The sequence below is a fragment of the Pseudoalteromonas sp. S4741 genome, assembly GCF_005886135.1.
GTDB classification, from domain to species: Bacteria; Pseudomonadota; Gammaproteobacteria; order Enterobacterales; family Alteromonadaceae; genus Pseudoalteromonas; species Pseudoalteromonas tetraodonis.
Genome location: NZ_PNCN01000055.1, coordinates 1 through 3,615, shown reverse-complemented (window position 1 = coordinate 3,615; position 3,615 = coordinate 1). Strand labels below are relative to the sequence as shown.

Annotated in this window: 3 protein-coding genes; 2 read left to right on the top strand and 1 reads right to left on the bottom strand. The window is 40.9% G+C overall.

Annotation, left to right across the window (positions count from 1 at the left end; genetic code table 11):
* Positions 1–375 precede the first annotated feature (375 nt).
* Both CWC30_RS09070 and CWC30_RS09065 read left to right on the top strand, forming a co-directional pair.
* Positions 376–1,293, top strand: coding sequence for an ExeA family protein (locus tag CWC30_RS09070; RefSeq protein WP_069438555.1), 918 nt, complete (start codon positions 376–378; stop codon positions 1,291–1,293).
* A gap of 11 nt (positions 1,294–1,304) precedes the next feature.
* Positions 1,305–2,312 carry a general secretion pathway protein GspB gene (locus CWC30_RS09065; RefSeq protein WP_069438556.1) on the top strand — a complete coding sequence of 336 codons (1,008 nt, stop codon included), beginning with the start codon at positions 1,305–1,307 and terminating at the stop codon, positions 2,310–2,312.
* Positions 2,313–2,319: 7 nt separating this feature from the next.
* Here the strand turns inward: CWC30_RS09065 and CWC30_RS09060 are convergent, their stop codons facing one another.
* Complete coding sequence (locus CWC30_RS09060; protein WP_069438557.1) at positions 2,320–3,516, bottom strand: cyclic di-GMP phosphodiesterase; 1,197 nt, start codon at positions 3,514–3,516, stop codon at positions 2,320–2,322.
* Positions 3,517–3,615: the final 99 nt, after the last annotated feature.

Sequence of the window (3,615 nt, the reverse complement as noted above, 5' to 3'; positions counted from 1 at the left end):
AAGGGTTCTGCCTAAGGGCGATTTACTCTTTGTTGCCAACATGGATGTAGGTAAGGGGCGTGAGCAGGACGCGGAAGCTTTGCTCGGTTTTTACTTATTCTTACATGGATGTAAGCCAGTAGAATAACGCAGGAGCAGTTATCGAGCCCACTAGGTTACAAACCTCGCGCCGCGATTAAACCGCCCCTAGTTTGAACAAATATTAATCCGCAAAGAACAACAGACCCTAATATATTAGCGAATCTAAAAATGCTCTTTTATTTACGGTTAGCCTTTTTATTTACACTATTTTAATAATAAAGCCTGGTTGTAGTTGTCACCTAGGCTATTTTTTTGCCATTATAGGCCGTGAATTAACGACCAAGGACTATAAAGGTGTATTTAAGCTATTTTGGTTTACAAGAAAAGCCATTCTCAATTTCGCCTAATCCCCACTACTTATTTTTAAGTGAACGCCACAAAGAAGCATTAGCACACCTTACCTATGGACTAGGTGAAGACGGTGGCTTTGTGCTGTTAACTGGTGAAGTGGGTACGGGTAAAACCACCATAACACGTAGTATGTTAGAGCGACTGCCTGAAAATACCCAAGTAGCCATGATCTATAATCCTGCCTTATCAGAACTTGAACTGTTAGCCAGTATTTGCGATGAATTACAAATAACTTACGACGCCAAAAATGCCACGCTGAAGAGTCTAACGGATGTGATTAAAAAGCACCTCGAGTTTAATAATAAAGCGGGGGGGCATACTATTTTAATTATTGATGAAGCACAGCTACTTGCCCCCGATGTGCTTGAACAACTTCGCTTATTAACCAATATCGAAACCGACCATAAAAAGTTATTACAAATAGTATTAGTAGGGCAGCCTGAGTTACAGGTACTTCTAAAGCGAAATGAGTTAAGACAGCTGGCACAGCGTATTACTGCTAGGTATCACTTGTTAGCGCTAACACCAGGGCAAACCATTGCTTATATTCAACATCGGCTACATATTGCAGGTTGTGACAAGAAAATATTTTCAATGGAAGCGATGCAAATGGTGCATCAGCTCACAGGCGGCGTGCCACGATTAATGAACCTAGTGTGTGAACGCGCATTAGTAGGGGCATTTTCCAAACAGCAAGAAATTGTTGGCAGTGATATTGTTAAGCAAGCGGCGAGTGAATCTTTACCTATCGACTTTATTGTTACAAATAATAAGGTGAGTAAAACAGGCTCTATTTGGCCTTATAGTGCTGCTGCGTTAATGCTTTTTGGTGCAGGAATTGGCCTGTCATTTATTCTTTAGTTAGGTGATTCATGTCTTATTTATTAGATGCGTTAAAGCAGTCAAAGCACGATACCATGGGCGCAGAGCAATATGACTTGCAAGCGCAACAATTAAAACAACAACGCCAGTTGATGGCCTATCGTCGAATTAGTTTTTTACTCGCAGGAAGTTTATTGGCAACGGGTATATTGACCAGTGGCTTTTTTGTCGGTAAGTGGCTGCAACAAGAAAATGTAGCCGTAAAAAATGAGGTTGTTCAAAATGACCTTAGTCAAAAAGACTCAGCAGTAGTAGAAAAACCAACAAGCCCAGAGGAAGTAAAAAAAACGGTTGCTCAAACAGTAACAACCCCTCAAACGCCCCTTGTTACAACTGCGCCTAACAATTCTGTGCCACTGGCAGGGCAATTGGTTTATGTACAAACCCCAACGGGTGTACAGCAAATGTTGCTTACGCCACAAGGGCAATATTTACCTATGAGCGTTAATCAAGCATCTCAAGGGCAAACGCAAAATTTCTCGGCGCAGAGTAACGTTTCATCTAGTTTTCAATCACCGAGCAACCAACCGCAAAGTGTACCAACTCAACCAACGAAAAGAACACTCAGTGTCGATGAGTTAAGTAAATACAAAGTGTTAGGTAAACCACTTAATCAAAATGTGCCTGCCCAGCCAGAATCAACCGCTGAACTAGATACGGTTCCCGACACGCTGAAAAATGCGTTTGCGCAAGCCGTTAATGACACAGAAACAACAGCTGACTACGAAGTAACTCAAGGCTCTCGTCATTCATCACGGGTACAACCCGTTGAGCTACTGCCTGATGGCCTACAAAGTATGTTGCCAAGCATTAAATATCAGGCGCACATTTATTCTTCAGCGGCGGATAAACGCTGGATAAAGCTCAATGGCAGAGAGCTATATGAGGGGGAGTCTATTGGTGCGTTGAAGGTATTAGAAATAGCACCGGATCAGAGCGTACTTGATTTTGATGGTTATGAATTTAGCTTAAAAGCCCTGCAAGATTGGCCACAATAGTGGCCAATTAACTAAAGATAGAGTGCTTATAAAAGCCCTCTAAATCTATATTATATTCTTTGGGTTTTATTGCTGACTCAAGCGTGTCTTGTGTTCTTTTGCTTGATAAGTCAATATCTTGAACTTCAGTGTAACGCCCATGTTTGGCATTAAAAAACGTTTTTACGACTGGTTTTAATGGTGTTGCAGGGTTACTTTGGGTCACCAGTCCCACTTTTTGGCTGGAAAGTTTTACCAGCGTGCCCACAGGGTGAATACCAATGCATTGAATAAACTTATTCAGCAGCACGCCATCAAAGCTATCTGGGCAACCTTGTTTTAATATTTTAAACGCCTTAATTGGCTCCATACCCGCTTTATAAACGCGTTCAGCGGTTAATGCATCATATACATCAACAATAGAGGCCATACGAACGTATTTGCTTATTTCATCGCCTTTCTTACCAAAGGGGTAGCCTTTACCATCTAAGCGCTCATGGTGCATACCTGCGATATCAACAGCAATCCCCGTTAATCCTGCGTCTTCTAGTATTTCTTTGCTAAAGCGCGCATGATTTTGCATCACTTTAAATTCTTCGTCACTGTAGCGACCTGGTTTGTTGAGAATCGCGTCAGGTATTTTTATTTTTCCCATATCATGCAATAGGGCACCTGTTGCAAGTTCTTCAATGATTGGTTTTTCAATATTGAGATGTTTTGCAAAAATACTCATTAAAATAGACACATTTATCGAGTGCTCTAATAAATAGGCATCTTTTTGGCGCATTTGCGTAATGCACGCCAGCGCATCTTGATTTCTAAATACGGAGTCAATAAACCCGCTAGCCAGCTCCCTAAAAGGAGCAACATCAACAGTGCGGCCAGATTCTATATCGCCAAATGCTTTGGTTTGTAAGTTTTTTGCTTCATCATAAAGCTTTTTAGCTTTACTCATTTCTTGCTCAGCGCTGTGGGTTATTAACCATGGATCGCGCTTTTTGATTTCGTGCTTAGTAGCAGGCGTTGGTTGTGTTTCAGATTCTTCAGAGGTGAGCATTTTATCAGGATCGATTTCAACCTCTAAAATGCCAGATTTTATTAATTTATCAATTCCACTTTGAGTTTTAACCCAGCCTTGGTTTTTTATTCTAATATTGCCAGTTTGCTTAACAACTTTTTGTACAAACATACCAGGTTTTAGCTGTGTAGTAGGAATGGTTTTCAAAGTGAACTCTAATTAACCTCAGATCTGCATAAGAATTAAAGCCGAGTCACTTTTATACTCGGCTTTTTAGTTTGAAAAGTATAGGCTATTAATCCAGCC

What these genes read in the sequence shown, in the direction of transcription:
- CWC30_RS09065 (WP_069438556.1), top strand. Translation starts at nt 1,305, where the DNA reads ATGTCTTATTTATTAGATGCGTTAAAGCAGTCAAAGCACGATACCATG.